Origin of the sequence: Streptomyces mirabilis (assembly GCF_039503195.1) — a bacterium.
Classification (GTDB): domain Bacteria; phylum Actinomycetota; class Actinomycetes; order Streptomycetales; family Streptomycetaceae; genus Streptomyces; species Streptomyces mirabilis_D.
This window is the reverse complement of sequence record NZ_JBCJKP010000001.1, coordinates 5,261,859-5,286,386: the sequence shown is the minus strand read 5'-3', so window position 1 is coordinate 5,286,386 and position 24,528 is coordinate 5,261,859. Positions and strand designations below refer to the sequence as shown.

The following is a 24,528-nucleotide window of genomic DNA, read 5'->3' as shown; positions in this document are numbered from 1 at the left end:
GGGGACTAACTACTCTCGAGGCATGTCAGTGGTCCCCGCCTCCCCTCGTCCGGACGGCGGCCCGGACGTGCCGCGGCTGCTGGAGGCGGTGCGGTCGATCGGGTCGGGGCTGGAGCTGCACTCGACGCTGGACCGGATCTGCGAGAAGGCGGCCGAGCTGGCGGACGCGTGCTACGCCGCCATCGGGGTCGTGGCGGAAGACGGTGAGGGACTCGCGGACTTCGTCTTCCACGGCGTCGACGAGGAGACCGCCCGGCGGATCGGACAGCTGCCCGACGGACACAAGGGGCTGCTCGGGGCGCTCATCCACGACCCGGTGCCGGTACGGCTCGCGCGGTTGGACGAGGACACGCGCGCGTGCGGATTTCCCGAGCACCATCCGGCGATGCGCAGCTTCCTGGGGGTTCCGATCCGGGTGCAGGGGGAGATCTTCGGGAATCTGTACCTGGCCGAGAAGCGCGGCGGTGGCCCGTTCACCGACGACGACCTCAGCATGGTCCGCGTGCTGGCCGCGGAGGCGGGTATCGCGATCGGCAACGCCCGGCTGTACGAGGCCGCCCGGCAGCGCGAACGGTGGATCGACGGCTCGGTGGCCGTGACCCGGGCACTCCTGTCGGCCGACGACGCCGAGGACGCGCTCCAGGTCGTCGCGGAACAGGCCCGCAGGCTCTCCGGATCGGTGGCCGGGATCGTGCTGCTTCCCGCCGCGGAGGGCGGTCTGGAGATCAGCGCGGTCGCCAAGGACCGCCCGTCCAAGGTGCTGGGAGCCGTCGTCCCGCCGGAGAGCGAACTGGTCGCCGAACTCCTCGACGGAGGGGCCGTGTTCCTCGACGACGCGGCCACCGACCCACGCATGGTCACCGACTTCGCCCGCGAGTACGGGCCGACGATGATGCTTCCCCTGCAGAGCGACTGCCGTCTCCTGGGAGCCCTCGTCACTCCCCGGGAACGGGGCGGGCGACCTTTCACCGAGACCGAGCGCACCCTCGCCGCGCACTTCGCCTCGCAGGCCGCGCTCGCGCTGATCATGGCCGAGGCACAGCGCGACCGGGAGCGGCTCGCGGTCTACGAGGACCGTGACCGGATTGCCCGTGATCTGCACGACCTCGTCATCCAGCGGCTGTTCGCCACCGGGATGATGTTGGAGAGCGCACAGCGGAACTCGGCTGTGCCCGAGGTGCGGGAGGGCGTCGAAAGGGCGGTCGACGAACTCGACGTCACCATCCAGGAGATCCGCACCGCCGTCTTCGCGCTCCAACAGGGACCTGCCGAAGTTCCGTCCGGGCTGCGCACCCGGGTGCTGCGGGAGATCAACATGGCCGCCGTGCCGCTCGGCTTCAAGCCCACGCACCGTTTTGTCGGGCCCGTCGACACGGCGGTCGGTGAACTCACGGGCAAGAACCTCATCGCGGCCCTGCGCGAGGCGCTGTCCAACGCCTTCCGGCATGCCGGGGCCTCCCGCATCGATGTCGTCGTCGACGCGACCGTCGTCCTGCCGGACGGTCGGCAGGGTGTCCGGCTGACCGTCGAGGACGACGGCGTCGGCATCCCCGAGGGCGGCCGGCGCAGCGGCCTGCGCAACCTCGGGCGGCGCGCCGAGTCGCTGGGCGGCGACAGCTGGTACGGACCGGGGCCCGGAGCCGACGGCGGCGGTACGACGGTGGTGTGGCAGGCGCCGCATGTTCCGCAGGGGGAACCGCTTTAGATCCCCGGGCACGGAACCGGTTTGGACCCCGAGTGCGGAACCCCGGGCCGTTGTGGAACCGCCGGTCCTGCCCAGCCGCTGCTACCTGCCCAGCCGCTCCTACAGCCGCTCGGCGAGGATCTTCTCGATGACGACCGCCACCCCGTCCTCGTTGTTGGCGACCGTGCGACCGGAGGCCGCGGCGATCACGGCGGGGTGCGCGTTGCCCATCGCGTACGACGTGCCCGCCCAGGTCAGCATCTCGACGTCGTTCGGCATGTCCCCGAAGGCGACGACCTCCTCGGGGGAGATACCGCGCTCGGCGCAGCACAGTTCGAGCGTGCTGGCCTTGGAGACGCCGGGGCCGCTGATCTCCAGCAGGGCGCTGGGGCTGGAGCGGGTGATGGTGGCGCGGTCGCCGACGGCGCGACGGGCCACGGTGAGGAAGGCGTCGGGGTCGAGCTCGTGGTGGAAGGCGAGGATCTTGAGCACCGGTTCGCCGGCGCCGGGGGCGTCCGGGGCCAGGAGCTGCTCGGCGGGCGCGAGGTTGTCGGGGGTCTCCATGTGCAGCTTGGGGTACGCGGGCTCCTGGTAGAAGCCGTACGTCTGCTCGACGGCGAACACGGTGCCCGGCGCGGCCTCCCGCAGCAGTCGTACGGCGTCGAGCGCGTTCTCCCGCGCCAGCTCCCGGACCTTGACGAACCGGTGGGCGCCGGGGCCGCCGTGCAGGTCGACCACGGCGGCGCCGTTGCCGCAGATCGCCAGGCCGTGGCCGTGGACGTGGTCGCTGACGACGTCCATCCAGCGGGCCGGGCGGCCGGTCACGAAGAAGACCTCGATGCCGGCCTCCTCGGCGGCGGCGAGGGCGGCGATCGTGCGCTCGGACACGGACTTGTCGTCGCGCAGGAGGGTGCCGTCGAGGTCCGTGGCGATCAGGCGCGGCGGAAGGGCGGCTGCCGGGGTCTCTGGCTGTCGGGTCGCTGAGGTCACCGGGCCATTCTCGCGCATATGCCCGCACGGCCGTGCGGGAGCCCGCACAGGTGAGTGGTTACCGCTCTCACCAGTGCCGTTACACCCCGTTGTCGCCTCCGGCCGTGGATCTGGCCGTCAGGCCAGCTGCGCCGGGGCCTCCATGGCGATGCGCTCGAAGACCTTTTCGTCCGCGGCGAAGTCCGAGTCGGGGATGGGCCAGTGGATCACGATGTCGGTGAAGCCCAGCTCCGCGTGCCGGCCCGCGAAGTCGACGAACGCGTCGAGGGACTCCAGCGGACGGCCGCGGTCCGGGGTGAAGCCGGTGAGCAGGATCTTGTCGAGTTCGGACGCGTCACGGCCGACCGCGGCGCAGGCGGCGGCCAGCTTCTCCACCTGTCCGTGAATGGCCTGAACCGACTGTTCAGGGGTGCCCGTTTCGTACAACTTGGGGTCGCCGGTGGTCACCCAGGCCTGTCCATGGCGGGCGGCGAGCTTCATGCCGCGCGGGCCGGTGGCGGCCACCGCGAAGGGCAGTCGGGGCCGCTGGACACAGCCCGGGATGTTGCGCGCCTCGTGTGCCGAGTAGAAGTCACCCTCGTAGGAGAAGGAGTCCTCGGTGAGGAGGCGGTCGAGCAGCGGAACGAACTCGCCGAAGCGGTCGGCGCGCTCGCGCGGAGTCCAGGGCTCCTGGCCGCTCTTCAGAAGCGTCGTGGCGTCGAATCCGTTGCCGCCCGCGCCGATGCCCAGGGTGATCCGGCCGTTCGAGATGTCGTCGAGGGAGATCAGTTCCTTGGCGAGGGTCACCGGGTGCCGGAAGTTCGGCGAGGTCACGAGCGTGCCCAGGCGGAGCCGGTCGGTGGCGGCGGCTGCGGCGGTGAGCGTGGGCACGGCACCGAACCAGGGGCCGTCCCGGAAGGTCCGCCACGCCAGGTGGTCGTACGTGAACGCGGTGTGGAAGCCGAGTTGCTCCGCACGCTGCCAGGCGGCACGCCCGCCCTCGTGCCAGCGGAGGTACGGCAGGATCACTGTGCTCAGACGCAGACTCATGCATCGAGCGTAAGCGGAGCCGCGGGGTGGTCGTGGCCACCGCGTGATCGCTCCACCGGTGCCCCTTGGCCGGCCGGCGGACGATCAGTGCGGGCCGGGGAAGCGCAGGTACTTCGGGGGCACGGCCTCGGTGAGCCACACCCCGTTCGCGCTGACCCGGAAGACATGGCCGTCGCGGTGCATGGCGGCGGCGTCCACGCCGAGCACGACGGGCCGGCCGCGGCGGGCACCGACGCGGGTGGCGGTCTCGCGGTCGGGCGAGAGATGCACGTCGTGCCGGTTCATGGGCCGCAGGCCCTCGGCCCGGATCGCGTCCAGATTGCGGGCCACGGTCCCGTGGTACAGGTACGCCGGCGGAGTCGCCCGGGGCAGTCCGAGGTCGACCTCGACGGAGTGGCCCTGGCTGGCGCGGATGCGGGTGCCCTCCACGGCGAAGCGCCGCTTGTCGTTCGTGGCCACCACGTGGTCGAGCTCCTCGCGGGTGATCCGGAAGCCGTGCTCCGCCGCTGCCGCGATCAGCGTGTCGATCTCGACCCAGCCTCCCCCGCCGAGCGTGAGCCCGATCCGCTCGGGCTGATGCCGCAGATGCTTCGAGAGGTACTTCGACACCTTCACGGTGCGTCTTTCATCCATCGGTTCGTTCATCCTGCCAGCGTGCCTGGCGTTAGACGGATCACGCATTTGATTTTGGTTCGGAGGTTTGATCCACAAGCAAGTCCGGTTATCCACAGGTGAATTGACGAATCTGTGGACAACACACAGAAGCCTTAAGGCGTTTCGCCAACAACATGGTGATTGTTATAATTTGAGGTGAGATGGTCCAACGTCCTGGCCTGGACCTCCCGTTCCACGGCCGCCGCGACGAAGGCCGCCACCTGCGCGGGACCAACCAAGGTCTCCACGGCCCGCATTGTGGCGACCGGCAGCTGCACGGAACGCGTCTCGTCCCCAGGGTCCTGGGACGGACCCGCCCCAAGACGTTCACGCAGGTGTCGGGTGGCTAACAGTCGCATGGCGCGGGCCAGTTCCGCGTCCACCGTCTGCTGCGCGAGTGGTCGCAGCCGGCGTACCAGGGAGGCCGCCTCGGCCGCTTCCGCGTCGCTCGGCGGATGCTCACCGAGATAGCGCGCGAAGACGTGCTCGGTCGTGAACTCCAGGAAACGCGCGGCGATGTGCTCGACCTCGCCCCTCAACTCCCGCAGATGGCCCGAGATCGCGGACAGCGGAACGCCCGCCGCGTACAACTCCACCGCCACAGCCAGCTCTTGGGGGCTCGGGACCAGATACACCTCAACGTCGCCGGGGGCGCGCTCCAGCACTCCGAGCTCCACCGCCTCCGCCACCGCCGCGTCGTCCGGACGGCCGCCGAACCGCTCGTCCAGCTCGGCCCGCGACATGCGCACGGCCTCCTCGTCGGTCCACGGTCCGTCGACCTCCGCGACCAGCCCGAGGATCCCGCCCAGCCCCCGGCCCGCGTCCCAGGCCTCCAGGAGTTCCTTGATGGAGGCCAGGGTGTAACCACGGTCCAGGAGGTCGGCGATCTGCCGCAGCCGGACCAGATGTGCGTCCGCGTACACGTTGGCGCGACCGCGCCGCTCGGGGCGGGGAGCAGCCCGCGGTCCTGGTAGGCGCGGATCGTCCGGACCGTGGCGCCGCTGTGATGCGACAGATCCTCGATGCGGTACGCGACCCGGACCGGCTCGTCGTTCACGCTGCCTGCCTCCCGACCCCCTGGGTACTACGCGACGGCCCCGCGCGGTGAGCCCTCCTGCGAGGGATGGTACGACCGCCGCGGACAGCGGGACATGGCCGTGCCGAGCCCCTCCAGAGTGGGCAACAGGCCCTTTCCCACGCCCCTGTTGCGGGCGGCCACGAACCTCACAGAGGTGGCTCCATCCGCGCGATCGCGCGCAGCGCCCTCGGCGCCAGCCGGGACATCAGGCGGCCACCGCGCGCCTCGGGGGTGACGGGCACGACCGCCTGGTTGCGGACGACCGCGCGCAGGATCGCGTCGGCCACCTTCTCCGGCGGGTAGTTGCGCAGCCCGTACAGCCGCGCCGACTTCTTCTGCCGGCGCCTCTCCTCGCTCGCGTCCACCCCGGCGAAGTGCGCGGTCGAGGTGATGTTCGTGTTCACGAAACCCGGGCAGATCGCCGAAACGCCGATGCCCCGCCCGGCCAACTCCGCGCGCAGGCACTCACTGAGCATCAGCACGGCCGCCTTCGAGGTGCTGTAGGCGGGCAGTGCCTTCGAGGGCAGGTACGCCGCCGCCGACGCGGTGTTGACGATGTGGCCGCCCTGCCCACGCTCGGCCATCTGCCTGCCGAAGAGCCGGCAGCCGTGGATCACGCCCCACAGGTTGACGTCGAGAACCTTCTTCCAGTCCTCCGGAGTCGTGTCGAAGAAGGACCCGGACAGTCCGATCCCGGCGTTGTTCACCAGCACGTCCACCACGCCGTACTCGCCGGCGACCCTTTCGGCGAGCTTCTCCATGGCCTGCTCGTCGGAGACGTCGACCGTCTCGGCCCACGCTTCGGGGGAGCCGATCAGCCGGGACATCTCCGCCGTGCGCGCCGCGCCCTCCGCGTCCCGGTCGACGGCCACCACGCGCGCGCCGGCCTCGGCGAACGCCAGGGCGGTGGCCCGCCCGATGCCGCTGCCCGCGCCGGTCACCAGCACGAGCTGCCCGCCGAACCGGTCGGCGTACCTGCCCGAGGCGATGGTGTCCCGCACCGGCACGCCGTCCTCGTTGGCCTGCACGAAGTCCGTGATCCAGGACGCCAGTTGGTCGGGCCGCGTACGCGGGATCCAGTGCTTGTCCGGGAGGGTGCGACGCACCAGCTGCGGGGCCCACTCCTCCAGGCCGTCGTAGAGCCGCTCGGAGAGGAACCCGTCCCCCAGGGGCGTGACGAGCTGCACGGGCGCGTGCGCGTAGGCGTCCGTGCGTGGTCTGCTCAGCCGGGCCCGTACGTTGTCGCGGTACAGCCATGCGCCGTGTGCCGCGTCCGTCGGCAGCGAGGAGGTCGGATAGTCGCCCGCGGGCACCTTCTCGACCCGCCGCAGGATCTTCGGCCACTGCTTGCCGAGGGGGCCGCGCCAGGCGAGCTCCGGCAGCACGGGCGTGTGCAGCAGGTACACGTACCAGGACTTGGCGCCCTGGCCGAGGAGCTGGCCGACCCTGCGCGGGGTGGGCCGTCGCACACGCCGCTTGATCCAGTGGCCGAAGTGGTCGAGGGACGGCCCGGACATGGAGGTGAAGGAGGCGATCCGGCCCTGGGTGCGCGCGACCGTGACGAACTCCCAGGACTGCACCGAACCCCAGTCGTGCCCCACCAGGTGCACCGGGCGGTCGGGGCTCACCGCGTCGACGACGGCCAGGAAGTCGTCGGTCAGCTTCTCCAGGGTGAACCCGCCCCGCAGTGGCTGCGGGGCCGTCGATCCGCCGTGGCCACGGACGTCGTACAGCACCACGTGGAAATGCTCAGCCAGGCGGGTGGCGACCTCGGACCACACCTCCTTGGAGTCCGGATAGCCGTGCACGAGCACCACCGTGGGCCTCGCCCGATCGCCCAGCTCGGCGACACACAGCTCGATCCCACCCGTCCGCACCCGGCGCTCGCGCGCGCCTTCGAGAGTCACGAGAGTCACTTCTCCTTCGTCCAGCGCCGCACGGTACGTGTCCGTAACGTGACACTGGCGAATGTGACAGTTGTTAGAGGCTGCGTCAATAGACTTGCTCGGCACCCGTGGACAACCGGTCCGATGTGGACAAACCCCCGCCGCTTGTTCGACTTCAGGGGGACCCCTACGGGCCCGTACGACTGGAGTCGGACGCGGATACAGCTCCGTGGGTTGACGACCGGTGTGGTGTGCGCCACTACGTTCGACAACGTGACTGTGATCGCGACCGAAAGCCTGAGCAAGCGGTACCCACGGGTGACCGCTCTTGACCGGCTCTCCGTGGACGTCGGACCCGGTGTGACCGGACTCGTCGGAGCCAACGGAGCCGGCAAGTCCACACTGATCAAGATCCTGCTGGGTCTCTCCCCCGCCACCGAGGGCCGCGCCGAAGTCCTCGGACTCGACGTCGCCACCCAAGGCGGCGCCATCCGCGAGCGGGTCGGGTACATGCCCGAGCACGACTGCCTGCCCCCCGACGTCTCGGCCACCGAGTTCGTCGTTCACATGGCGCGCATGTCCGGGCTCCCGCCGGCCGCGGCCCGCGAGCGCACCGCGGACACCCTGCGCCACGTCGGACTGTACGAGGAGCGCTACCGTCCCATCGGTGGCTACTCGACGGGCATGAAGCAGCGCGTCAAGCTCGCGCAGGCCCTCGTCCACGACCCCCAGCTGGTCTTCCTCGACGAGCCGACCAACGGCCTCGACCCGGTCGGCCGCGACGAGATGCTCGGCCTGATCCGTCGTATCCACACCGAGTTCGGGATCTCGGTCCTGGTCACCTCGCACCTGCTGGGCGAGCTGGAGCGCACCTGCGACCACGTCGTGGTCGTCGACGGCGGCAAGCTGCTGCGGTCCAGCTCCACCACGGACTTCACCCAGACCACGACGACCCTCGCCATCGAGGTCACCGACACCGACGAGCACCCGGACGGCACCAGCGCGGTCCGCGAGGCGCTCCACGCGCGCGGCGTCGAGACCCACGACGGCAGCGGGCTGCCGGGCGCCGGCCACATCCTGCTGCTGACCGCCGAGGGCGAGGAGACCTACGACCTCGTCCGCGACGTCGTCGCCGACCTCGGCCTCGGCCTGATCCGCATGGAGCAGCGCCGCCACCACATCGCGGAGGTCTTCCGCCAGGAACAGACGGACGGGACGGACGTGCAGGGCGTACGGAAGGAGGCAGTGGGCCATGGCAGTTGAGCAGTCCCTCACCCCCCGCGGTGAGCAGACCCGGATCCACGACATCGGCTACCGCCACTACGACGGCCCGCGCCTGGGCCGCGCCTACGCACGCCGCTCGCTGTACTCGCAGTCCCTGCGCGGCTCCTACGGCCTGGGCCGCTCGGTCAAGTCCAAGGTGCTGCCGATGCTGCTCTTCGTGGTGATGTGCGTCCCCGCACTCATCATGGTGGCCGTCGCGGTCGCCACCAAGGCGAAGGCCCTGCCGGTCGACTACACGCGCTACGCGGTCATCATGCAGGCCGTCATCGGCCTGTACGTCGCCTCCCAGGGACCGCAGTCCGTCTCGCGCGACCTGCGCTTCAAGACCGTGCCGCTGTACTTCTCACGCCCCATCGAGACCGTCGACTACGTACGCGCCAAGTACGCGGCGCTGGCCTCGGCGCTGTTCGTCCTGACGGCCGCGCCGCTGATCGTGCTCTACGTAGGGGCGCTTCTGGCGAAGCTCGACTTCGTCGACCAGACGAAGGGCTTCGGGCAGGGGCTGGTCTCCGTGGCGCTGCTGTCGCTTCTCTTCGCCGGGATCGGCCTGGTCATCTCGTCGGTCACCCCGCGCCGCGGCTTCGGCATCGCGGCCGTCATCGCGGCGCTGACCATCTCCTACGGAGCCGTGTCGACCGTCCAGGCCATCGCCTTCGAGCAGTCCAGCTCCTCGGCCGTGCCCTGGCTCGGCCTCTTCTCTCCCATCACGCTCATCGACGGGGTGCAGACGGCCTTCCTCGGCGCCACCTCCGCCTTCCCCGGAGGGCAGGGCCCTTCGACCGGGCAGGGAGTCGTCTACCTCGTCGTCGTCCTCGGGCTCATCGCGGGCTCCTACGGCCTCCTGATGCGCCGCTACCGAAAGGTCGGGCTGTGACCACGCTCAACATCGACCATGTCTCGCGCTGGTTCGGCAACGTGGTGGCGGTCAACGACATCACGATGACGATCGGCCCCGGCGTCACCGGCCTGCTCGGCCCGAACGGCGCCGGGAAGTCCACTCTCATCAACATGATGGGCGGTTTCCTCGCCCCCTCCACCGGCACCGTCACCCTCGACGGCCGGCAGGTCTGGCGCAACGAACAGATCTACAAGCACATCGGCATCGTCCCGGAGCGCGAGGCGATGTACGACTTCCTCACGGGCCAGGAATTCGTCGTCGCCAACGCCGAGTTGCACGGCCTCGGAGCGAAGGCCGCCCAGCGGGCGCTCGCCACGGTCGAGATGGAGTACGCGCAGGACCGCAAGATCTCGACGTACTCCAAGGGCATGCGGCAGCGCGTGAAGATGGCCTCCGCGCTCGTCCACGACCCCTCCCTGCTGCTGCTCGACGAGCCCTTCAACGGCATGGACCCGCGCCAGCGCATGCAGCTCATGGACCTGCTGCGCCGCATGGGCGACGAGGGCCGCACGGTGCTGTTCTCGTCCCACATCCTCGAAGAGGTCGAACAGCTCGCCGCCCACATCGAGGTGATCGTCGCCGGACGGCACGCGGCCAGCGGCGATTTCCGCCGCATCCGGCGCCTGATGACCGACCGTCCGCACCGCTATCTGGTGCGCTCCAGCGACGACCGGGTACTGGCCGCCGCGCTGATCGCCGATCCGTCGACGTCCGGCATCGAAGTGGACCTGGCCGAGGGCGCGTTGCGCATCCAGGCGGTCGACTTCGGCCGGTTCACGGCGCTGCTGCCGCGCGTCGCGCGCGAGCACGGCATCCGGCTGCTCACGGTCTCGCCGTCCGACGAGTCCCTCGAGTCCGTCTTCTCGTATCTCGTCGCGGCGTAGGAGGCCAAGATGTACGACCCCACAGTCGCCCGGCTCACCTATCGAGCCCTGCTCGGCCGCCGCCGGGCCCTCATCCTGTGTGCGCTGCCCGTCCTGCTCATCGTGATCTCCGCGGCCGTACGCAGCTTCGCCGGAGCCGATGACCAGGTGGCATCGGACCTGCTCGGCGGTTTCGCGCTCGCCACGATGGTGCCGATCATCGGCGTCATCGCCGGCACCGGCGCGATCGGCCCCGAGATCGACGACGGCTCGGTGGTGTATCTGCTGGCCAAGCCCCTGAAGCGGCCGACGATCATCTTCACCAAGCTGATCGTCGCGATCGCCGTCACCATGGCGTTCTCCGCCCTGCCGACGTTCATCGCGGGCATGATCCTGAACGGCAACGGCCAGCAGGTCGCCGTCGCCTACACCGTGGCGGCACTGGTCGCCTCGATCGCGTACGCCGCGCTGTTCCTGCTGCTCGGGACGGTCACCCGGCACGCGGTGGTGTTCGGGCTCGTCTACGCGCTGGTCTGGGAGGCCCTGTTCGGGTCGCTGGTGTCCGGCGCGCGCACGCTCAGCGTCCAGCAGTGGGCGCTCGCCGTGGGCCACAAGGTCACCGGCGGCGACCTCGTCACCTCGGACGTGGGCCTGCCCACCGCGACGGTGCTCCTGGTGGTGGTCACCGTGCTCGCCACCTGGTACGCCGGGCAGCGGTTGCGGTCGCTGACGCTGGCCGGCGAGGAGTGAGCCGGGGGTTCCACGCGCGTGTGCCGGTTGTCGCCACGCACGCGCGCGTGGCGCCCCCTTTTCTTGACAGTGGCTTCACCTCTGTCCCGGCACACTGGGCAGAGGGACGCGCGGCTAGGAGGAACGGGGATGGCGGAACCGCAAGGTGAGGGACAGAGGGAGACCGAGGACGTCTGGGACGGCCTCGTACTTGACGAGAGCTTCATACAGTCGGCGGAGACGACCGAGCCGTCCGCCCGCGCCCGTATGCTCGCCGCCCGCTGGCGCGAGGGGGGACCCGACCCGCAGCCCTGGCGCTCCGACGAGCCGCCCGCGGGGTGGTTCTTCAGCAAGGCACGTCGGCGCAGGTGGCGCCGCCGGTAACCCTCTTTGGGCCGTCGGTGACCCCCTTTGAGGGGCGGCTTTATTCAGTGGCGCCCAAGTCGGCGTACGGGCACAGTAGTTATGTCCACGTCGCCGCATCGAGTCGGCGCCACTTTCTGGGAGAGGAGCGCGACGATGCCCATGAGTAGCAGTTCGTCGAGCTCCCTACAGGGCAGCCCGCGGCAGGCTCAGGAGTAGTTACCCCTCCGTGGAGCCCGCCCGCACGGGGGGCTGCCCGGGGCGGCCGCTTCGAGCGCGCGTACGCCGCGCGGGCCGCCCACCCGGAGGATTGGCCGAGAGGTAAGGCACCGGCTTGCTAAGCCGTGGTCGGGGTCAACCCCGCGCGCGTTCGATCCGCGCATCCTCCGCAAGACGTTGTCACAGGCACTCGGCAGAGTGCGGGGCCCGACAGGGCATACGGCGCCGCAGGCCGTGCCCTTCACCCGCTAACCCAGCATCCGCTCCAGCACCACCGCGATGCCGTCCTCCTCGTTCGAGGACGTCACCTCGTCCGCGACAGCCCTGAGCTCGTCGTGGGCGTTCGCCATGGCCACGCTGTGGGCCGCCCAGGCGAACATCGGGATGTCGTTGGGCATGTCACCGAAGGCGATCGTGGCCGCGGCCTTCACACCGAGCCGGCGGGCGGCGAGGGACAGCCCCGTGGCCTTGGAGAGGCCGAGGGGGAGGATCTCCACTATCCCCGCGCCCGCCATGGTGACGCCGACCAGGCCGCCCGCGACCTCGGCGGCCACCGCGGCCAGTTCCTCGTCGGAGAGCGTGGGGTGCTGCACGTACACCTTGTTCAGAGGGGCCGACCAGAGGTCCGTCGCGTCCCTGATCGCGACGACCGGGAGCGAGCCGTCCTGCCTGCGGTAGCCGGGGCCGACCAGCACCTCGCCGTCGAGCCCGTCACGGCTCGCGGCCAGCAGCAGCGGGCCGACCTCCGCCTCGATCTTGGCGAGCGCGAGCCCGGCCAGCTGCCGGTCCAGCGTCACCGAGGTGAGCAGCCGGTGCTCCCCCGCGTCGTACACCTGCGCGCCCTGGCCGCACACCGCGAGACCCTCGTAGCCGAGGTCGTCGAGGATGTGCCGGGTCCAGGGCACCGCGCGCCCGGTGACGACGATGTGCGCGGCGCCCGCCGCGGTCACCGCGGCGAGTGCCTCACGCGTGCGCTCCGAGACCGTCTCGTCGGAACGCAGCAGCGTGCCGTCGAGATCGGTCGCGATGAGCTCGTAGGGGAACGATCCGGTCGGACCCGTGGATCCGGTCGGACCGGCGGCGGCGGTCACTTGGAGATCGGCTCCAGAACCTCACGTCCGCCCAGGTACGGACGCAGCACCTCGGGCACCCGCACGGAGCCGTCGGCCAGCTGGTGGTTCTCCAGGATCGCCACGATCGTGCGCGGGACGGCGCACAGCGTGCCGTTCAGCGTGGCGAGCGGCTGGACCTTCTTGCCGTCGCGCATGCGCACGGACAGGCGGCGGGCCTGGAAGCCGTCACAGTTCGAGGCCGAGGTCAGCTCGCGGTACTTGCCCTGGGTCGGGATCCACGCCTCGCAGTCGAACTTGCGGGACGCGGAGGCACCGAGGTCGCCCGAGGCCACGTCGATGACCTGGAAGGGCAGCTCGAGGCCGGTCAGCCACTGCTTCTCCCAGTCCAGGAGACGCTTGTGCTCGTTCTCAGCGTCCGCGGGGTCGACGTAGGAGAACATCTCGACCTTGTCGAACTGGTGCACACGGAAGATGCCGCGGGTGTCCTTGCCGTAGGTGCCGGCCTCGCGGCGGAAGCACGGCGAGAAGCCGGCGTAGCGCAGCGGCAGCTGGTCGGCGTCGAGGATCTCGTCCATGTGGTAAGCCGCGAGGGGGACCTCGGAGGTGCCGACCAGGTAGTAGTCGTCCTTCTCCAGGTGGTACACGTTCTCCGCGGCCTGGCCGAGGAAGCCGGTGCCCTCCATGGCGCGCGGGCGGACGAGGGCCGGGGTCAGCATCGGGGTGAAGCCGGCCTCGGTGGCCTGCGCGATCGCCGCGTTGACGAGGGCGAGCTCCAGGAGCGCGCCGACACCCGTGAGGTAGTAGAAGCGCGAGCCGGAGACCTTGGCGCCCCGCTCGACGTCGATGGCGCCGAGCGCCTCGCCGAGCTCCAGGTGGTCCTTGGGCTCGAAGCCCTCGGCGCCGAAGTCGCGGATCGTGCCGTGCGTCTCCAGGACGACGAAGTCCTCCTCGCCGCCGACCGGGACGTCCGGGTGGACCAGGTTGCCGAGCTGGAGGAGCAGACGCTTGGTCTCCTCGTCCGCCTCGTGCTGTTCGGCGTCGGCGGTCTTGACGGCGGCGGCGAGCTCCCCGGCCTTCTTCAGCAGCTCGGCCTTTTCGTCGCCGGACGCCTTGGGGATCAGCTTTCCGAGCGACTTCTGCTCGGATCGGAGTTCGTCGAAGCGGACGCCGGACGACCTGCGCCGCTCGTCGGCGGAGAGGAGGGAGTCGACGAGGGCGACGTCCTCTCCACGGGCGCGCTGGGAGGCGCGAACACGGTCGGGGTCCTCACGGAGCAGGCGAAGGTCAATCACCCCTCAAGGCTACCGGTGCGCGCTTCCGGCCATCGACTCGATATTCCGCTCCGTCACTTCTGTGACGTTATGAGTGAAATGCCGTATCGATATTCCTTGATCGCCAATGATCACCCATGAGTGCCGGTCCGCGTCAATAAAAGGGACGGTACTCCCTGAAACGGGGCAGACGGTAATCAGAGGGTTGACTGGATTCTCTTGTGGAGAGCGGTACTTGAGAAGGGGTTGTCCACAGGGATCCACACGCCCGCAGAGTTATCCACAGGCTGTGCGGAAGATCTGTGGACTTCGGAGGTGATCGTTCCGAAAGCCGCATGTGGGGCGAAGAATTCCCGGGTCAAACCATCCGCACACCCACGTTCGAGTGGAAATGCTTCGCCCCAAAGGATTGATCAAGGGAAAAGAGTGGACGAGGGGTGACGTGCGGGGCTGTGGACGAACTTGGGCCCTGTAGGCCGATTTGTCGATGATGTAGTGCTTCCTTGTCGACTTGTCCCCAGGTCGAGAAGCACACCTGTGGATAACGTCTGTGGATGACGAAAATCGGCAGGTAGGACTGATGGAATCCGGAGAAGGGCAGTGGAAAAGCCCACGCCGACGAGCCCCCGACGCGGGAACCCGAACGGGCCTGATCCGACCTGGATCCGGCCTGGCTCTGGTTCTGACTCCGGATCTGGTTCTGGCCTGGAACCGGCCTAGAACCGTCCGTCCTGGCAGCGCGCCAGCCAGTCCGACGCCGCCGAGAACGCGCTGTCGGATGTCCCGGGCCGCAGCGGCCGTACGTCCTCCAGAGCGACCCCGGCCCGCGGATAGGACCCGAGGAAGCGCACCTGGGGGCTGATGCGCTTGAGACCCATCAGCGCCTCGCCCACACGGCGGTCCGTGATGTGGCCCTCGGCGTCCATCGAGAAGCAGTAGTTGCCGATGCCCTGGCCGGTCGGCCGTGATTCGATCCGCATCAGGTTGACGCCGCGCACCGCGAACTCCTGGAGCAGTTCGAGCAGCGCACCCGGGTGGTCGTCGCCGAGCCAGATGACCACGGACGTCTTGTCGGCGCCGGTCGGGGCCGCGGGCCGGGCCGGACGGCCGACCAGCACGAAGCGGGTCTCGGCGTTCGCCGCGTCGTGGATCTCGGTGACCAGTGGCTCGAGCCCGTAGGTCGTGGCCGCGAACTCGCCCGCGAAGGCCGCGTCGTACCGGCCCTCCTGGACCAGCCGGGCACCGTCCGCGTTCGAGGCCGCCGACTCCCACACGGTGTTCGGCAGGTGGGCGCCGAGCCAGTTGCGTACCTGCGGCTGGGCGACCGGGTGGCCGGTGACCGTCTTGATGTCCTTCAGGGCCGTGCCGGGCCTGACCAGCAGGGCGAAGGCGATCGGCAGGACGACCTCGCGGTAGATCATCAGCGGCTCGCCCTTGGCGAGCTCGTCGAGGGTGGCGGTGACACCGCCCTCGACCGAGTTCTCGATCGGGACGAGGGCGCCCGCGGCTTCGCTCGCGCGCACCGCGTCGAGCGCGGCCGGCACGGACACCATGGGCACCAGCTCCCGTGTCGCGGCTTCCGGGAGCGTGCGGAGGGCGGCCTCGGTGAACGTTCCCTCGGGGCCGAGATAGGTGTAGCGCGTCGCCGACATACCCGTCACCCTAATGGGCCCCGTCCCCCGCGGATCACCCTTCCAGCAGCCGTTGCCCCACGTACTCTCCCTCCGCCGCACCACCCGGCACCGCGAACAGCCCGCTCGCCTCGTGGCGGATGAAGGTCGACAGGGCGTCGCCGCGGTCGAGCTTGCGCTGCACCGGGACGAAACCGCGCAGCGGATCCGCCTGCCAGCAGACGAAGAGCAGGCCCGCGTCGGGCACCCCGTCCGGGTCGAAGCCGTCGTGGAAGGAGAACGGGCGGCGCAGCATCGCGGCGCCGCCGTTCTGGTCGGGCCGGGTGATCCGGGCGTGCGCGTTGAGGGGGACGACCAGGTTGCCGTCGGCGTCGGTCTTGTCGAGGTTCATCGGGGTCGTCTCGGTGCCACCGGTCAGTGGCGCCCCGGTGGATTTCCTCCGCCCCACGACGTCCTCCTGGGCCTTGACCGACAGCTTCTCCCAGTCGTCGAGGAGCATCCGGATCCGGCGTACGACGGCGTAGGAGCCGTTCGCCATCCAGGCCGGGTCGCCGGCGGCCGGCACGAAGATGCGCCGGTCGAAGTCGGACTCGGACGGCTTCGGATTGCGGGTGCCGTCGATCTGGCCCATCAGGTTGCGGGCCGTCATCGGCTGGGCCGTGGCGCCGGGCGAGCGGTTGAAGCCGTTCATCTGCCAGCGCACCCGGGCCGCGCTGCCCGCGTCCTTCTGGAGCGTGCGTAGGGCGTGGAAGGCGACCAGGGCGTCGTCGGCGCCGATCTGCACCCACAGGTCGCCGTTGCTGCGCGCCTTGTCGAGGTGGTCGGAGGAGAAGTCGGGCAGTGGGTCGAGGGCGACCGGGCGCTGGTTCTCCAGACCCGTCCGGGCGAAGAAGCTGTTTCCGAAGCCGAAGGTGACCGTCAGCGAGGACGGTCCGGCGTCACGGGCGACGTCGGTGTCGTCCTGCGCGGCAGCCTCGCCCGCCATCAGCCGCTGGGCCGTCGTCGACCAGCGGCGCAGCAGTGCGGCGGCCTCCTTGCGGCCCGCGCCCGCGGCCAGGTCGAATGCGACGAGGTGGCCACGGGCCTGGAGCGCGGTGGTGATGCCGGGCTGATGTTTCCCGTGAAACATCACCGTGTCCGCGCCGAGCGAGGTCAGGGGCGCGGCCTTGTCGGCGGCGGGCGCTGCCGCGTAGCCGGCGGCACCTCCGGCCGTCCCCAGGGCGAGACCGGTGGCGCCGGCGGTGCCGAGCAGCCGTCGCCGGGAAAAGACCCCGCCAGAAGAGGGCTTCTGGGAAACGGCCTCTCCTGGAGGGGTCTTTTCCGTGGTGGCTTCCGGAGTGGGCTGGTCAGCCATGGTGAGGTTCAGCCGATCTTCGCGTTCTTGGTGACGGTCGTCTGGTCGATGTCGGAGGTGCGCACGGTCACCGCGATCTCCCAGTCGCCCGCCATGGGGATCTGCACCCCGATCGCCGACCAGTGGCCGGTGGCGATGCGGTCGGGGGTCACGGGCAGGGGCCCGATCTTCTTGGCCTTCAGGGTGAAGGCGAGCTTCACCTCGGGGACGTCGAAGGCCTTGCCGTTCGGTCGTTCCACGTAGACGTGCATTTCGTTGCCGCCGACGCGGGCCGGGTCGAGGGTGACCTCCGCGGTGCCCTTGCCGTCCTGGCCGCCCGTGTCGAACGGGAGCTTCAGGGAGAGCGGCCCGGACCGCTGCGAGGAGGACGAGGTGGCCAGCTTGGCCGCCTCCTCCGTGCGCCCCGGCTCGGTGGACGTCAGCACGGTCGTCACGGCCAGCAGGACGACGGCGATGCCGGCCTCGGCGAGCACCGAGCGGCGCAGGCCGGCTCGGGCCGGGTCGGCGTCGCGGAGGCGCTTTTGACGCGCGGTGGCCACGGCGGTCTGCTGCCGGGCGAGTTGAGCGGCACGCCGGGAGTCTCCGGAGCTCGAGTCCCTGGAGTTCGAGTGTCCGGAGTTCGAGTCCTTGGAATCCGCGTTGGGGGAATCCGAGCCCCCAGAGCTGGAGTCCCTGGAATTCGCGGGCACCTTCGTCGGCTGCTTCGTCCGCAGTTCGGCGAGAGCCGTCGCCCCGGCTGTCGTCCCGGTTCCGGCTCCGGCTTTGGCCCCGGCCGTCGCCAAGGCCTTCGCCTGCGGCGCCTCGGACAGCTGCGCCGTCCAGCGCCGCGAGATCCACGCGGTGCCGACGAGGACCGCCACCAGGCCGATCTTGATGAGCAGCAACTGTCCGTACCACGTTCCGGTCAGCGCCGACCAGGAGCCGACCTGGCGCCAGGACTGGTAGATCCCGGTCGCGGCCAGCACGGTCACGCTGCCGAACGCGAGGCGCGAGAAGCGCCGTACGGCCGCCGCGTCGATCTGTGTCTCGACGGGCGCCCGGAACAGCGCCACGAGCAGCGCCGACAGGCCGCCCAGCCAGACGGCGACCGCCAGCAGGTGCAGCACGTCCACGGGCATCGCGAGGCCCGCCTGGATACCGGTGGAGGCGTGCTCGGCCATCGCCCAGCTCGCCGCCAGGCCCGCCGCGACGACGGCGCCGCCGATCGCGAGCCCGAAGGTGAGGTCCCTCTTCTCGGCATCGGCATCGACACCGCTCTTGTCGGACCCGTCCCCCTTGTCGGACGCGTCACTCCTGCCGGACACGTCGCCCTCGTCGGTCGCGTCGCCCTCGTCGGTCGCGTCGGCCTCGTCCCGCCGCGCGTACGCCCCGAAGAGCACCGCGATGAACAGCGCGCCCGCGGCGAGCAGCAGCAGCCGCGAGACCAGTGCCGCGCCCGCCTTGGTCTGTAGCACCTGCCCGAGCAGCGTCAGGTCGAAGATGTCGCCGACCTTGCCGGAGCCGACGTAGGAACCGCGCAGGAGCAGCAGCGCGAGGGTGGCGCCGGTCAGCGCGAGCCACCCGGAGACCACGAGCCGTTGCACCGGACGGACCCCGGCGCCGCGCTGCCAGCAGGCCAGTACGAAGGCCGCGCCACCCACCAGAAGGATGAATCCGGCGTACGAGACATACCGCCCGACTCCGTAGAGTGCGCCGACGACTCCGCCGCCCACGGCCGGGTCGGAGAGCGCGACGGAGGTCTGCGAGGGCGCGCCGACGGAGAAGGTGAAGGCGCCCGAAACGGGATGGCTGTCCGCCGACACCACCTGGTAGGTGACGGTGAACGTGCCGTCGGGCAGCCCCGAGTGGAGCTTCACGCCGTAGGTGGTGCCGCCCAGGTCGGTCGCCTTGCCGGTGTCGACGCGCTTGCCCTTGGGGTCGAGCACGCGCACCGCGTCGTCGGACATCGCGACCTTCTCGGAGAACGTCAGCGAGACCTGGGTGGGTGCCCGGCCGACCACCGCTCCCTGCTGGGGGTCGCTGCCGGTCAGCGCGGCGTGCGCGGAGGCGGGCGCCGCGCCGGCCAGGACCGCGCCGATCACGGCGAGGAGCAGCAACAGCAGTGCCCGTACCCGAAAAGCGACCCCTCCAGTGGTGGTGGCAGCCGCACGGGGAGCGATGGCCTGTGTCACGGTGATCCCTCCCTCAGTGCCCGGTCTTGGGGTTGTACGTCGCGGACTTCACCGGCATGGAGACCTTCACCGCGCCCGCCTTGGTGAAGTGCAGCGTCACCGACACCTTCTCGCCCTCCAGAGGCTTGTGGGTGAGCTTTTCGAACATGAGGTGGTTGCCGCCGCTCGCGAAGTCGAGTGACCCGTCGGCGGGCACGGCGAACGACTTCTGCTCCTCCATCGCGCCGCCCTTGGTGGAGTGCAGCGTGACGTCCGGGGCGAGGTCGCTGGTGACGGAGGTCAGGGTGTCGGCGCCGCCGGAGTTGGTGACCGTGAAGAAGCCGGCGGCCATGGTGTCCATGACGGGGGCGGGCATGTAGGCGCCGGTGATCTTCATTTCGGGCTTGCCCGCTTTGTTCGAGGGGGAGTCGTCGGAGCCGCAGCCCGCCAGCGCCAGCGCCGTGGCCGTCAGCGCCACGCATCCCGCGAGACGCCTCGAAGGGCCTCCGGGTCGGCTCACGGATTCTCTCCCTTGATGAGCTTGGGGAGGTCCTTGGTGTAGTCGTCGACGGTGGCGTCCTCGCCGTAGATCACATAGCCCCCGTCGGTCTTCGGCGAGAACGCGATGACCTGGGTGCCGTGCACGGAGACGAGCTTGCCGTTCTTGTCCTTCGCCGTCGGCTCGATGGAGATGCCCAGGGTGCGGGCGCCCGCCTGGATGGTGGGGAAGTCGCCGGTGAGGCCGACGAAGGCGGGGTCGATCCCCCTGAGCCACTTGCCGAGCGTGGCGGGGGTGTCGCGGGCCGGGTCGGTGGTGACGAACACGACCTTGAGCTTGTCCTGTTCGGCCTTGGGCAGCTGCTTCTTGGCGACGGCGAGGTTGCTCATCGTCGTCGGACAGACGTCGGGGCAGTGGGTGTAGCCGAAGTAGATCAGCGTCGGGACGCCCTTGGTCTCGGCCCGGAAGTCGTACTTCTTGCCGTTCGTGTCGTTGAGGACGAGGTCGGGCTTCTCGAACGCCTTGTCGAGGACCGTGGCGGCCTTGCCCGTGCCGGCCTCGGCGGACACGTCGGCGATCGGCTTGCTGTCGTCGCCGCTGCCGCAGGCGGAGAGGGTCAGTGCGGCGGCGGCGAACAGGGCGGCCGCGGCATACGTCTTCTTGCGCATAGAAAAATGTCCCAGATGTGAGGGCTCCGGTGTGCACCGGGGTCGTACGACCTCTTTGACGAGGGCGTACGACCTACCGGTGCACAAAGGAGGCGTGCGATGGGCCTCAGGCCTCGGTGCGCCGACGGCCGGCCAGAACGCCGTACGCCACGCCCGCCGCGCCGACGACGATGCCGACGACACCGAGGACGCGCGCGGTGGTGTCACTGCTGTCCGCGGAGGAGGCGGAGGTGGACGAGGCGGGGGCCGCCGTGGAGGTGTCGGAGGCATCCTCGGCGGTGCCGGAGGACCCGTGGTGGCCGTCCGCGGACGCTTCGGAGAGCGTGAGCACCGGAGCCGGGTTCTCGGGCTCCTCCTGGCCCGCCTTCTGCGGCTCGATCCAGCGCACGACCTCCTTGTTGTCGTACGTCTGGATCGCCTTGAAGACGAGTTCGTCGGTGTCCTCGGGGAGCGCGCCGACGGAGAGCGGGAACTTCTGGAAGAAGCCCGGCTCGATGCCCTTGCCGGTGGCGGTCCAGGTGACCTTGCTGACGGCCTCGGAGATCTTCTCGCCGTGCATCGTGAGCGGCTTGGCCAGCTTGGTCTTGGTGACCTTCACGGACCAGCCGTCGAGGGGCTGCGGCATGACGGAGGCGAGCGGGTGGTCGGTCGGGAAGTTCACCTCGACCTGGTTGGTCGAGGCGTCGTCGCGCTCGTTGGGGACCTTGAAGTCGACGACGGCGTAACCGCCCTTGGCGGCCTCGCCCTCCGGCTGCACGCTGACGTGGGCGAAGGCGGGGGAGGAGACGGCGAGGACGGCCGAGGCGGCGACGGCACCGGCGGCGGCGATACGGGAAGCCTTCATGGAAGAGAGCACTCCACTTTCAGTCCGATGAGAGGAGAAGGGGGTGCGCGTGCGAAAGGTGCGAGGGGCCCCTGGGGGTGTTTTCGCGTGCACGCGCGCGTGCCGCACGACGGCGTCCCCTTCGGATCCTTCGGATCCTTCGGATCCTTCGGATCGGTCCGGACGGATCCTTCGGATCGGTCCGCGAAGTGGTGCGTCGTGTCAGGCGGCGAGGACGAGAGCGGTGGAGTGGGGCGGTCCACGGCGGACGACGCTGTGCTGAAGCTCGGCGGTACGGGGCTTGGGCGGCGTCAGAAGTGCGGTGCGCCGGGCGCGCGGTGTCGCGTCGGGCGTACCCGGCAGTCCGGCCCGCAGGGCGCGTACGAGCGCGAGCGCCCCGCGCAGGGATCGTACGAGCGCCCCTTCCGCGACTCCGTGCGCGGACAGCCGCATCAGCCGCAGCAGCGCCAGATCACCGCGGCGCAGCACCCAGCCGGCGGCGACGGCCGCGAGGACGTGGCCGAGCAGCATCGGCAGGGACGGCCACACGGACATCGAGGACCCCGTGGCGGCCGACATCGCGTCCGAGGAGTGGGGCATGGGCATGGACATGGACGGGGTGGTGCCCGTGTCGAGCCGTGCGTCGGCGAGGATCTTCATGGCCTGGGCCGGGCTGATCGCCGCCGCGGTCGTGCCGCACACGAGGCGTGCGGCACGTTCCACGAGTGAGGTGTCGGCCATCGACATGGAGCCCGAGCCCGCCGTAGCGGTCCCGGCGAGCCCGAAGAGCGTGTGCAGCGCGGTCTGACCGCCCGCGAGCAGCGCGGCGATGCCGAGTAGTGAACGCTCCCGTCCCGCCAGCACGGCGGCGACGGCGAAGACCGCCAGGAATCCGGCGCCGAGCGTCCACAGCGGGACGGTGGCGCAGGAGGCGAGCCCATGACCGGCCGCGGCCAGCACGACACAGACCGCGGCGAACACCGCGGCCCGCAGAATCCGGAGCTCGTGTCCGGAGCGCGCCCTGCGCTGGTGGGGGGCAGTCATGGCGGGCTCATCATCGCACTCGACCCACCCGCTTCCCACGGCAGGTCCGCAAGATGACGGTCCGCGAGCCGTGGTCCGGAAGATCACGATCTGGGCCGAACCACCCGCACATACACCGATCGTTGTCGCGTGCGCATCCGCCGTATGGGCGGCATCACGTCACGCAGGCGATTGCGCACAGGTGCTTGCGGCAATACGTAACGGTATGTCGAGCCGCGGCCGGGAGGCTGGAGCATGAGCATCTGGTGGTCACTCCATTTGCGGCGTGAGGCTGCGAGCGTTCCGCTCGCCAGACGTCTGCTGCTCGGCACGATGGAGACGGCGGGTGTCGATCCGGACGTCTCGTACGACCTCTCCGTGGCCCTCACCGAGGCCTGCGCCAACGCCGTGGAGCACGGCGGCGACGCCGCTCCCGGTACGGCGTCCGAGGCCTATCGGGTCACCGCCTACCTCGACGGCGAGAAGTGCCGCATCGAGGTCTCCGACTCCGGCCCGGGCTTCGCCCCGGGCCGTGCGCGTCCCGCGCTCCGCCCGGTCCGCGGCGACGCGGAGCACGGCCGGGGGCTCTGCTTGATCCGGGAACTCGCCGATCACGTCCAGATCGGCAACGAGCCGGGGCGGGGCGGCGCGGTGGTCAGTTTCGACAAGATCCTCAAGTGGAAGAAGGACGCGCCGCTGATGGCGGTTTAGCGCCCGGGCGGGAGCGGATCGCCAAGGCCGTCTCGTGGATCGCCAACGCGGCCTCGCCCAGCGGGAGTTCGGCCCTGACCTCGAAGCCGCATCCGGGTCTGGGCCCGGCCCGGAGGCGGCTTCGAGGTCAGAGCGCGTTCGCGCATGCCGATGAGACCGAAGCCGCCGCCGGGGACCTGTGGTGTGGGCGGGGCGGATCGGAGGGCGCCTCCGTCGTCGGGACCGGCCGCCTCGTCGGCGCCGCGGGACTGCTCGGTGTGCGACGGCGGGTCGCCGCGCTCGACGGCGCCGTGCGACGGACCAGCCCTGTCGGAGGGCGGTCGTGGTCCTGCTCCTGGTTCTGACTCCCGTTCTGGTCCCGGTTGCGGACCTGATGCCGGTCCCGGTACCGGCGGTGGGCTGTCGCCTCGCGCGTGGCGGCCCACCGCACCGCCGGGCCCATCCCGTACGACGCCCCCAGCATCAGTCCCCCCAGCAGCAGCCATCCCGGGGTGCCCCAGCCCACCAGCAGCGCGGTCAGGACCAGTGGGCCCGCGGTGCGCGCCACCGTGACGCCCGTGCCGAAGAAGCCCTGGTACTCGCCCATGCGGTCGGCCGGGGCGAGGTCGAAGCCCACCTGCCAGGAACCCGCCGACTGCTGCATCTCGGCGACGACCTGGAGCACCGCGCCCGCCACTAGGACCCCGGCCGCGACCCACGGCGAGGCACCGGCCGACAGCGCGAAGACCGCGCAGGACACCAGCATCACGAACCCGGAACGGCGTATCGCGCGCGTGGCCGAGGCGAGGCCCGTGACACCGCGCGCCATCCGCACCTGGAAGACCATCACCGCACCGGTGTTGAGGACGAACAACGCGGAGACCAGCCAGGCGGGCGCCTGGGTGCGCTCGGTGATCCACAGCGGAATGCCCAGACTGAGCAGCGGCATCCGCAGCAGCAGCACGGTGTTGAGGAACGTGACGAGCACGTACGGGCGGTCGCGCAGGACACCGGCCCTGTGACCGTGCCGCACGGTCGCGCGCGGCACGGACGGCAGCCGCAGCAGCACACCCGCGCAGAGCAGGAAGCTCACCGCGTCCAGCGCGAACACCCCGAGATACGCGTCCCGTGTACCGGCGTGCAGTGCGAGCCCGCCGAGGCCGGCCCCCACCGCCAGACCGGCGTTGAGGGTCGACTGAAGATGGGCGAGCAGCCCGGTCCGCTCCCCGGCCGGTATCAGCCCGGCGAGCAGCGCCTGCCGGGCCGCCCCGAGCCCCGACTGTGCGGAGGCGTACGCGCAGGCCGCGAGGACGAAGGGGAGGAAGCCGCGGACGACCAGGAAGGACGCCACCGCCGCTCCGGTCGCGAGGGCCAGCAGCACCGCCGTGCCACGCGGCCCGCGCCGGTCGGCGAGCCGTCCCAGCGGTACGCCCACAAGGGAGCCGATCGCCCAGGCGACGGTCAGCCCGAGCCCCACGCGCGCGGGGGCCAGCCCCACGACATGCGTGAAGTACAGCGCGGAGGTCACGTAATAGGCGCCGTCCCCCACGGAGTTGGTCAGCTGGGCGAGAGCCAGGACGCGTTGCGGTCCCACGGGCGGGACGAGGCGGCTCGACCGCGCGGATGCTGCCGGATTCGTCATGACTCCGACGCTACGGGCCCGGTGGAC

General features: G+C 70.5%; 20 protein-coding genes, 1 tRNA gene and 2 pseudogenes. 8 read left to right on the top strand and 15 right to left on the bottom strand.

Going from position 1 to position 24,528, the window contains the following annotated elements:
* The first annotated feature begins 22 nt into the window (after nt 1–22).
* Nucleotides 23–1,705: a sensor histidine kinase gene (locus tag AAFF41_RS24470; RefSeq protein WP_319751202.1), complete on the top strand. Its 1,683-nt coding sequence runs from the start codon at nt 23–25 to the stop codon at nt 1,703–1,705.
* Nucleotides 1,706–1,804: 99 nt separating this feature from the next.
* Here AAFF41_RS24470 and AAFF41_RS24465 read toward each other — a convergent pair whose 3' ends face one another.
* The 5 genes and pseudogenes from AAFF41_RS24465 to AAFF41_RS24445 form a co-directional block, all read right to left on the bottom strand.
* A complete protein-coding gene (locus tag AAFF41_RS24465) occupies nt 1,805–2,692 on the bottom strand; it encodes a Cof-type HAD-IIB family hydrolase (protein ID WP_319751203.1) in 888 nt (295 codons plus the stop codon).
* A 99-nt stretch (nt 2,693–2,791) separates the two neighbouring features.
* Complete coding sequence (locus AAFF41_RS24460; protein WP_343324630.1) at nt 2,792–3,703, bottom strand: LLM class flavin-dependent oxidoreductase; 912 nt, start codon at nt 3,701–3,703, stop codon at nt 2,792–2,794.
* Nucleotides 3,704–3,787: 84 nt separating this feature from the next.
* A complete protein-coding gene (locus AAFF41_RS24455) occupies nt 3,788–4,336 on the bottom strand; it encodes an RNA 2'-phosphotransferase (RefSeq protein WP_319751326.1) in 549 nt (182 codons plus the stop codon).
* A 134-nt stretch (nt 4,337–4,470) separates the two neighbouring features.
* Nucleotides 4,471–5,414, bottom strand: a pseudogene (locus AAFF41_RS24450) (MerR family transcriptional regulator).
* A gap of 167 nt (nt 5,415–5,581) precedes the next feature.
* Nucleotides 5,582–7,342, bottom strand: coding sequence for an SDR family oxidoreductase (locus tag AAFF41_RS24445; RefSeq protein ID WP_343326346.1), 1,761 nt, complete (start codon nt 7,340–7,342; stop codon nt 5,582–5,584).
* A 258-nt stretch (nt 7,343–7,600) separates the two neighbouring features.
* Here AAFF41_RS24445 and AAFF41_RS24440 point away from each other — a divergent pair, with 258 nt between their 5' ends.
* From AAFF41_RS24440 to AAFF41_RS24415, 6 genes are all read left to right on the top strand, one after another.
* Nucleotides 7,601–8,584, top strand: a complete 984-nt coding sequence (locus tag AAFF41_RS24440) for an ABC transporter ATP-binding protein (RefSeq protein ID WP_054236935.1) — start codon at nt 7,601–7,603, stop codon at nt 8,582–8,584.
* Nucleotides 8,574–9,479, top strand: coding sequence for an ABC transporter permease subunit (locus AAFF41_RS24435; protein WP_343324629.1), 906 nt, complete (start codon nt 8,574–8,576; stop codon nt 9,477–9,479). Before AAFF41_RS24440 ends, AAFF41_RS24435 begins: the two co-directional genes overlap by 11 nt.
* Nucleotides 9,476–10,387, top strand: a complete 912-nt coding sequence (locus tag AAFF41_RS24430; RefSeq protein WP_054236923.1) for an ABC transporter ATP-binding protein — start codon at nt 9,476–9,478, stop codon at nt 10,385–10,387. The genes AAFF41_RS24435 and AAFF41_RS24430 overlap by 4 nt, the downstream gene beginning before the upstream one ends.
* Before the next feature lie 9 nt (nt 10,388–10,396).
* Entirely contained in the window at nt 10,397–11,116 is a 720-nt protein-coding gene (locus tag AAFF41_RS24425; RefSeq protein ID WP_054236936.1) for an ABC transporter permease, read from the top strand.
* Between the two features lie 129 nt (nt 11,117–11,245).
* A complete protein-coding gene (locus AAFF41_RS24420) occupies nt 11,246–11,479 on the top strand; it encodes an SGM_3592 family protein (protein WP_319751207.1) in 234 nt (77 codons plus the stop codon).
* Between the two features lie 283 nt (nt 11,480–11,762).
* Nucleotides 11,763–11,847 (top strand) — tRNA-Ser (locus tag AAFF41_RS24415).
* A gap of 78 nt (nt 11,848–11,925) precedes the next feature.
* Here AAFF41_RS24415 and AAFF41_RS24410 read toward each other — a convergent pair.
* The 9 genes from AAFF41_RS24410 to AAFF41_RS24370 form a co-directional block, all read right to left on the bottom strand.
* Nucleotides 11,926–12,768 (bottom strand): HAD family hydrolase, encoded by an 843-nt coding sequence (locus AAFF41_RS24410; RefSeq protein ID WP_343324628.1) that lies wholly within the window; start codon nt 12,766–12,768, stop codon nt 11,926–11,928.
* Nucleotides 12,765–14,042 carry a serine--tRNA ligase gene (gene serS, locus AAFF41_RS24405; protein WP_060901687.1) on the bottom strand — a complete coding sequence of 426 codons (1,278 nt, stop codon included), beginning with the start codon at nt 14,040–14,042 and terminating at the stop codon, nt 12,765–12,767. Before serS ends, AAFF41_RS24410 begins: the two co-directional genes overlap by 4 nt.
* Before the next feature lie 695 nt (nt 14,043–14,737).
* The gene (gene pheA / locus AAFF41_RS24400; RefSeq protein WP_319751209.1) at nt 14,738–15,673 is read right to left on the bottom strand and encodes a prephenate dehydratase; all 936 of its coding nucleotides are present in this window, start codon (nt 15,671–15,673) and stop codon (nt 14,738–14,740) included.
* A gap of 34 nt (nt 15,674–15,707) precedes the next feature.
* Nucleotides 15,708–17,006, bottom strand: coding sequence for an iron uptake transporter deferrochelatase/peroxidase subunit (gene efeB, locus AAFF41_RS24395; protein ID WP_319751210.1), 1,299 nt, complete (start codon nt 17,004–17,006; stop codon nt 15,708–15,710).
* Nucleotides 17,007–17,014: 8 nt separating this feature from the next.
* On the bottom strand, nt 17,015–19,177 hold the full coding sequence (locus AAFF41_RS24390) for a copper resistance CopC/CopD family protein (protein WP_415925949.1): 2,163 nt from the start codon (nt 19,175–19,177) through the stop codon (nt 17,015–17,017).
* Nucleotides 19,178–19,190: 13 nt separating this feature from the next.
* Nucleotides 19,191–19,676, bottom strand: coding sequence for a copper chaperone PCu(A)C (locus tag AAFF41_RS24385; RefSeq protein WP_319751211.1), 486 nt, complete (start codon nt 19,674–19,676; stop codon nt 19,191–19,193).
* Nucleotides 19,673–20,323, bottom strand: a complete 651-nt coding sequence (locus tag AAFF41_RS24380) for an SCO family protein (protein WP_319751212.1) — start codon at nt 20,321–20,323, stop codon at nt 19,673–19,675. The genes AAFF41_RS24385 and AAFF41_RS24380 overlap by 4 nt, the downstream gene beginning before the upstream one ends.
* Nucleotides 20,324–20,429: 106 nt before the next feature.
* Nucleotides 20,430–21,167 (bottom strand): YcnI family copper-binding membrane protein, encoded by a 738-nt coding sequence (locus AAFF41_RS24375; RefSeq protein ID WP_319751213.1) that lies wholly within the window; start codon nt 21,165–21,167, stop codon nt 20,430–20,432.
* A gap of 201 nt (nt 21,168–21,368) precedes the next feature.
* Complete coding sequence (locus AAFF41_RS24370; RefSeq protein WP_343324627.1) at nt 21,369–22,190, bottom strand: hypothetical protein; 822 nt, start codon at nt 22,188–22,190, stop codon at nt 21,369–21,371.
* 234 nt (nt 22,191–22,424) lie between these two features.
* Here AAFF41_RS24370 and AAFF41_RS24365 point away from each other — a divergent pair, with 234 nt between their 5' ends.
* A complete protein-coding gene (locus tag AAFF41_RS24365; RefSeq protein ID WP_054236932.1) occupies nt 22,425–22,880 on the top strand; it encodes an ATP-binding protein in 456 nt (151 codons plus the stop codon).
* A 415-nt stretch (nt 22,881–23,295) separates the two neighbouring features.
* Here the strand turns inward: AAFF41_RS24365 and AAFF41_RS24360 are convergent.
* Nucleotides 23,296–24,501: pseudogene (locus AAFF41_RS24360) on the bottom strand (MFS transporter); the annotation flags it as partial.
* Nucleotides 24,502–24,528 lie beyond the last annotated feature (27 nt).